The 6,424-nt window shown below is 75.2% G+C and carries 5 protein-coding genes and 1 tRNA gene; 2 read left to right on the forward strand and 4 right to left on the reverse strand.

Annotated elements, in window-relative coordinates:
- Positions 1-87 precede the first annotated feature (87 nt).
- On the reverse strand, positions 88-1,341 hold the full coding sequence (locus ACFCV8_RS21430) for a hypothetical protein (protein ID WP_376686988.1): 1,254 nt from the start codon (positions 1,339-1,341) through the stop codon (positions 88-90).
- Positions 1,341-1,907 carry a DUF4365 domain-containing protein gene (locus tag ACFCV8_RS21435; protein WP_376686989.1) on the reverse strand — a complete coding sequence of 189 codons (567 nt, stop codon included), beginning with the start codon at positions 1,905-1,907 and terminating at the stop codon, positions 1,341-1,343. The genes ACFCV8_RS21430 and ACFCV8_RS21435 overlap by 1 nt, the downstream gene beginning before the upstream one ends.
- A gap of 192 nt (positions 1,908-2,099) precedes the next feature.
- Between ACFCV8_RS21435 and ACFCV8_RS21440 the strand changes: the two genes are divergently transcribed.
- A complete protein-coding gene (locus tag ACFCV8_RS21440; protein ID WP_376686990.1) occupies positions 2,100-2,825 on the forward strand; it encodes a 3'-5' exonuclease in 726 nt (241 codons plus the stop codon).
- A gap of 91 nt (positions 2,826-2,916) precedes the next feature.
- Here ACFCV8_RS21440 and ACFCV8_RS21445 read toward each other — a convergent pair.
- Positions 2,917-2,988, reverse strand: a tRNA-Val gene (locus tag ACFCV8_RS21445).
- Between the two features lie 39 nt (positions 2,989-3,027).
- Entirely contained in the window at positions 3,028-3,474 is a 447-nt protein-coding gene (locus ACFCV8_RS21450) for an SRPBCC family protein (RefSeq protein WP_376686991.1), read from the reverse strand.
- Between the two features lie 83 nt (positions 3,475-3,557).
- Here ACFCV8_RS21450 and ACFCV8_RS21455 point away from each other — a divergent pair, with 83 nt between their 5' ends.
- Positions 3,558-6,053, forward strand: coding sequence for an SCO7613 C-terminal domain-containing membrane protein (locus ACFCV8_RS21455; protein WP_376686992.1), 2,496 nt, complete (start codon positions 3,558-3,560; stop codon positions 6,051-6,053).
- The last annotated feature ends 371 nt before the right edge of the window (positions 6,054-6,424 follow it).

Here is a 6,424-nt window from a genome sequence, read left to right on the forward strand (position 1 = left end):
GGGCGCACCCGCATTCCTCTAGCGCGTGCCAGGAGAATCGTACCGAGCCGACGGCCTCCCGTGCGAAAAGGGCCGGGACCGCCCCCGTCATTCGCCGCCGCAGGCCTCCTCGAAGCAGTCGAGGTTCTCGTGGAGGGACTTCATCAGCCGGTCCCGTTCCGCGTCGTCGACCCGTACGGGCACGACCTGTGCGGTGCGGGTCAGCCGCCGGAAGCCGTCGTGGCTCTCCAGCCTGCCCTCCACCCGGATCGGCAGCCCGACCAGGTGGGCGTGGCCCGCGATCCGGTACGCCTCCTCGTCCAGCTCCAGCCGCACGTGCGGCACCTCGGCGCCCGCCAGCACCCGCAGCCGCACGACCCCGGGACCGCCCGGAGCCGCGCGGCGCAGCCGGACGACGGCGCCGGTGATCCGCACGGTCTCGGGCGGCTCGTCCCTGAGGTAGCGGGCGCCCGCCCGGCGCAGTGCGGGCAGGTCCCCCGGGGAGAACTCCACCGGCTCGGGGCGGGCCGGGCAGCCCTCGGGCGGCCCCGCGGCGGGCGCCCAGTCCAGGGCGATGCCCGCCCCCTCCGATCCCCTCACCAGCGCGACGAGCGCCTGGGTCAGTTCGCGGCTGACGCCCGCCGCGACGGCCGTGTCGAAGGCTTCGAAGCCGCCGGTGGCGCGCTGGTAGTCCACGGCCTCGCGGGTGGCGTGCAGGGCCCGGTGGAGCCGTACGGCAACGGCCCGTCCCGAGGTGACCGGCACGAAGGCGGCGAGCTCGCGGCCGCCGGGCGCGGGTTCGACCAGGACGCCGTCGAGCGCCGCCCTCGCCCGGCGCCGGTGGCGTGCGCCGTGGTATCCGGCGGTGGAGCGTACGGCGAGGGCTCCGGCGAGCAGGATCTGCCGGGCGGCGGTGTGCAGCCGTTCCGCGCCGGTCCAGGCGGTCGCGCCCGCGACCGGCTCGGGGGCCTCACGCCACCAGCGGATCTCGTCGCTGGGCACGGCGAGGGAGAGCAGCACCTCACGGGCGCGGGGCAGCGCGCTGCGGGCCAGCGCGGTGAGCGCCTCGGCGAGAAGGTCCTCGCTGTCGGGGAAGGCGGTGGTGTCGGGGACCAGGAGGCTCGCCGCGCCGCCGGAGGGTCCCGGCGGGGTCCAGCGGCCGTACCGTCCGGGGACGCCGCCGCGGCGCAGCCAGCCGTGGCGGCCGAGCAGGGCTCCCAGGACCGCCGGGTCGACCCCGGCCGGGTCGGGGATGTCACCGGGCGGCCGGGCGGGGCCGGGCCGCGGTCCCCCGGGGCCGGCGGGCCGCCGTCGGGCGGCCGACGGGGGCGCCGCGCGGTTCTCGTCCATCGGCCGGTGCATCAGGGCCTCCCTCCCGCCCCCACGCGGGTCATGATCTCGCAGAGCGCCCGGTCGTCGAAGATGCGCGAGGTCGGGACGCGCACGGTGGTCCGCTGCCGTCCGGTCACCGGGTGACCGGCCAGGTTGGTCCAGTAGCAGCAGTGCCGCAGGTCGAGCCGGTCGTGCCCGGCCCGCAGCCAGTCGTCCTGGCTGCGCGGCACGATCATCACGACGAGGATCTTGTGCACCGACACGGGGGTCCGGGCGAGCTTCACGAGGTGGGCGTTGTCGAGTGTGAACGCGAACGTCGGTCCCGGCGGTCGCGGCGGGATCTGGTAGGTGCACTTGAGCTGCACCTTGATGGTCACTTCGTCGTCCACGGCATGGCCGGGGGCGCCGTGGCTGACGTGCCAGTCGATGCCGTTGTCGGGGAAGGGCTGCGACAGGGAGCATCCCGCCGCTGCCGCGACCGCGTGCAGATAACCCACCTGGAGCGTCTCCATGCAGGCGGTGGTGGCGAGTGTGCCGCGCAGCGGTTCGGTCCGCTGCGGCAGCAGCCCGCTCGGTTCGGGCTTCGCGAGCGCCATGGCTGCGGGTGCCTTCCGGGCTGTGGCGATCGGTTTCTCGGGGCCGGGGCGACGGGCAACTCCCGTACCCCACACCTGTGTTGTCACCGCACCGGACCGTCCGCAAACGGCGTATCAGGCAAAGGGCGCGGGTATTACCGAACCGGGCAGAGGGACAGCACCATCTGCCGTCCGGGTGCGAGGAGTTCGGGGATGACGTATTGGTACGAAGGCCCACTGGCCGCTTTCGACACCGAGACGACGGGGGTCGACGTCGAGGGGGACCGGATCGTGTCGGCCGCCCTCGTCGTCCAGGACGCGACGGGCGGGCGGACGCGCGCCACCCGCTGGCTGGTCAACCCGGGGGTGCCGGTGCCTCCGGCGGCGACCGGGATCCACGGCCTGACCGACGAGCACCTCCAGCACAACGGGCGCTGGCCGGCGCCCGTGATGGAGGAGATAGCCCGCGCCCTGGCCGAGCACTGCGCGGCCGGGCGCCCCCTGGTCGTGATGAACGCCCCGTTCGACCTGACGTTGCTCGACCGGGAGCTGAAGCGCCATCGCGCCTCGTCGCTCGGCGCCTATCTGCAGAACTCACCGCTGTGCGTGCTCGATCCGCATGTGCTCGACAAACACCTGGACCGCTACCGCAAGGGCAGGCGCACCCTCACCGACCTCTGCGCGCTCTACGGCGTTTCCCTCGAGGGCGCCCATGACGCCGAGGCCGACGCGATGGCCGCGCTGGACCTGGTACGGGCGGTGGGGCGGCGGTTCTCGTCCCGCCTGGACCGTCTGACCCCGCCGGAGCTGCACACCCTCCAGGCGGTCTGGTACGCGGCGCAGGCACGTGGGCTGCAGGCGTGGTTCGCGAAGAACGGCACGGCCGAGACGGTGGACCCGGCGTGGCCGCTGCGCCCGGCGCTACCGACCGCGGCGTGACCGGGAGTTCGGGAAGGGGGTCCGGCCGACCGGTGCCGGACACGTGAAAGCCGGTCCGTCGATTCTGCTGACGGACCGGCTTTCCCCGGTGTGGGCGATACTGGGTTCGAACCAGTGACCTCTTCGGTGTGAACGAAGCGCTCTCCCACTGAGCTAATCGCCCGGGAACGGGTTGAACCATACAGGGCTCTGCGGCTCCTGTTCAAACTCGCCCCAGCCGGGCCAGCAGCCCCCGGCGTCCGGCGCGCATCATCAGGGCGTGGTTGACCCGGAACACCGGCCTTCCGGGCACCGCGAGCAGCCGCATCAGCCGCCTGCGCACCTCGACCTCCTGCTCGTAGACGGCCCGGCTGCCGTCGCCGTGCGCGGTGACCGTCCACCGGGCCCAGCCGACCAGATCGCCGCCGAGCACGGCCTCCACCGTCCGGGCCCGCGGATCGCGGCGGCTTTCGCGGACGGTGATGACGAGTTCGTACGGCAGGAAGGCGCGGATCCGGGTGGTTCCGGTCACCCCGTCGGCCGAGACGACCTCGCGGAACTGCGGCCACCAGCGCGGGTACCGGTCGGCCCGTTCGAGAATCCCGTACACGGTGTCGGGCGGAGCGGGCAGGTCCCAGGTACTCACGAAGCGGTAGTGGTTCCAGTCCATGGGCCCAGTCTGCGCGTACTCAGCCGGCGAACTGAGTATCCGAGCGCATGTACGAGTCCGTGGCGCACGCCACACTCGCGTTCATGGAACATGTGCCGCCGCCCGCCGAGGAATTGGCGCTCCTCGACCGTGAACTGGCCAGGCTCGACGCCCGCCGGTCGCACCTGCTGGTCCGCCGCGCCTGGCTGTTGAGCGTGCTGACGCCGCCCACCGCCTCTCCCGTGCCGCCGGCCGCGCCGTACGCGGCCCCGCTCGGCCCCTCCCCGCAGGGCCCGTTCGCGGCTCCCGCCGCGCGGACCGGCACGGGCGGCGCGCAGAACGTGCTGCTCACCCTCGGCGGCCTGCTGCTGGCCGTCGCGGCGATCGCGTTCACCCTGGTGAGCTGGGGGCACATGGGGATCGCCGGACGCTCGGCGGTGCTCGGCGTGGTGACGCTCGCGGCGCTCGCGGGCCCCGCCGCGCTGCTGCGCCGCGGGCTGTCCGCGACCGCCGAGTCGCTCGGCGCCCTGGCGTGCCTGCTGATGGTGCTCGACGCCTACGCGCTGCACCGGGTGGCGATGCCGCAGGCCGGTGCGGCGGGGTTCGCCGCGGCCTCCTCGGCGGTGCTCGCGGCGGCCTGGGGCGGGTACGGGCTGTGGCTCGGGCGGCTGCGGCTGCCGCTGCCGCTCGCGGTGGTGACCGCTCAGCTGCCGTTGGTGCTGTGGGCGTGGTCGGCGGGTGCGGGCGCCTCGGGATTCGGCTGGGCACTGCTGGGGACGGCGGCACTGGACTGCGCGCTCGCGGTACGGGGCCGGGGCACTCCGGTCCGGGTGACCGCCTGCGCGGGTGCCTGGACCACCGGGCTGCTGGGGCTGCTGGTGGCACTGACGCAGTCGCTGGCCGCCCGTTCGGTGCCGGACGCGGTGGAGCCGGCCGCGCTGCTGCTCGCGGGGGCGGCGATCGCCCTGACCGGCGCGTGGCGGGCGCCCGGGGCGCTCGCCGTGGCCGGCGGTGTGTCGGCCGGGCTGTGCGCGGTGGCCGCGGTGGGCGGGGTGCTCTGCGCGGAAATGGACCGGGGCTGGTCGGTGCCGGTGTACCTGCTGTGCGGTGCGGCACTGCTGGGTGCGGTGCGCGCGCCGTTGCCGCGGCCGGTCGGGCGGGGGCTGGGCTGGGCCGCCTCCGGGGTGGGCGCGGCGGCGGTGCTGGCCGCGGCGCCGCTGGCCGTCCTGTCGCTGCTGGGCCCGGTGTCGCAGCTGGCCCGGGTGTGGTCCGGGGCCCCCGAGGACGGGGCCCGGGGCGCGCTGGGGGTGACCGGTTCGGCGTGGTCGGCGACGGCCGCGGCCCCGGTGACGCTGCTGACGGCGGCCGCGCTGCTGGGGGCGGCGTACCGCTGGCGGGACCGGCTGGTGCGGATGGCCGGGCCGGCGTTCCGGCCGGGCCCGGCCGGGTGGGGTGCGGCGGGGGCCGCCGCCCCGGCGCTGTGCTGGGCGGGGCTCGTCACGCTGCCCGCGGTGCTGGGGTTCTCGTACCCGGCGGCCGTGGCGGCGCAGTCGGTGCTGGTGGCCGGGGCGCTCGCGGTGGCGGTGGGGTGCCTGCGCCGGGGTACGGAACCGGCCGGCTGGACGGTGCTGGTGTGCGGCCTGGCCGGGGCGGTGAGCCTGGGCCTCCTGTCGCTCGCCGAGGAGTCCGCCACGTACCCGGTGTTCGCGTTGCTGCTGGTGGCGCTCGCGGCGGTCGCGGTGCTGCTGGACGGTCCGGCCAAGGCGGTGCACGCGCTGCGGGTCGCCCAGGCGGTGTCCGCGTGCGGGGCCGTGGTGTGCGCGACGGTGCTGGCCCGGGCTGCCGGGGCGTCGCTGGAGCCGGCCGACTACCGGGCGGCGCCCCTGCTGCTGGCCGTGACCGCGGTGACGGTGCTGCTCGGGGCCCGGCTGCGGGACCGTCCGGTGGTGGCCCCGGCGGTCGAGCTGGCCGGTGCCGTTCCGGCCGTACTGGCGGTGCTCATGGCCGTACCGGACCGGCCGTTCCTCGCGCTGGTGCTCGCGCTGTGCGGGGTGCTGGCGGCGGGGACCGCGGTACGGGCCGAACGGCGGCCCGCGGCCGGGTATCTGGCGGTGGCGCTGTTCGTCCTGGCTGCCTGGGTACGGCTGACGGCCTCGGGGGTCACGACCCCGGAGGCGTACACCCTGCCGGTGACGGTGCCCGCGCTGGCGGTCGGTGTGCTGCGGCGGCGCCGCGATCCGTCGGCCTCGTCCTGGACGGCGTACGGGGCGGGACTCGCCACGACGCTGGTCCCGAGCCTCGTCGCGGCCTGGCTGGACCCCGACTGGCCGCGCCCGCTGCTGCTCGGCGCGGCCGCCCTGGTGATCACCCTGGCGGGCGCCCGGCTGCGGCTCCAGGCCCTGCTGCTGATCGGCGGCACGGTGCTGGCCCTGGACGCCGTCCACGAGCTGGCGCCCTATGTGGTCCAGGTCGTCGGCGCGCTCCCCCGCTGGCTGCCGCCCGCCCTGGCCGGAGTGCTGCTGCTGGTGGTGGGGGCGACGTACGAACAGCGACTGCGCGACGCACGGCGGCTGAAGAAGAGCGTGGTCCGAATGCGCTGACGGTGCGTCGTCCCGGGGCTGGTGAAGAAGTGGCCACGGTGAACTCGACCGGAAAATGCAGCAGTTCATGCCCGTCACGGACACCGGGGAATTCCCGGACGACCCGAGGCGATTGCCCGCCGGACCCGGGGAAGAAGTCCTTCCGGAAATTCCCCGGGTCCCGGAAAGCCAAGAAATCCCTGCGGGACCGTACGGCCGCGTGATCTCCACCGCGGCACCGGGCGAAATCCGAAGGGCCGCCCGGGCCGGGGAAACGCCGGGGAAACGCAGAGGGCCCGTGAGACTCTTTGGTCTCACGGGCCCTCTGTCCGGGTGGGCGATACTGGGTTCGAACCAGTGACCTCTTCGGTGTGAACGAAGCGCTCTCCCAC

Source organism: Streptomyces sp. NPDC056347 (assembly GCF_042262625.1).
In the GTDB taxonomy this organism is placed as follows: Bacteria; Actinomycetota; Actinomycetes; order Streptomycetales; family Streptomycetaceae; genus Streptomyces.

Bases quoted from the DNA above. Each gene is read 5' to 3' on its own strand.
- ACFCV8_RS21455 (WP_376686992.1), top strand. From the start codon at position 3,558: ATGGAACATGTGCCGCCGCCCGCCGAGGAATTGGCGCTCCTCGACCGT.
- ACFCV8_RS21440 (WP_376686990.1), top strand. From the start codon at position 2,100: ATGACGTATTGGTACGAAGGCCCACTGGCCGCTTTCGACACCGAGACG.
- ACFCV8_RS21450 (WP_376686991.1), bottom strand. From the start codon at position 3,474: ATGGACTGGAACCACTACCGCTTCGTGAGTACCTGGGACCTGCCCGCT.
- ACFCV8_RS21435 (WP_376686989.1), bottom strand. From the start codon at position 1,907: ATGGCGCTCGCGAAGCCCGAACCGAGCGGGCTGCTGCCGCAGCGGACC.
- ACFCV8_RS21430 (WP_376686988.1), bottom strand. From the start codon at position 1,341: ATGCACCGGCCGATGGACGAGAACCGCGCGGCGCCCCCGTCGGCCGCC.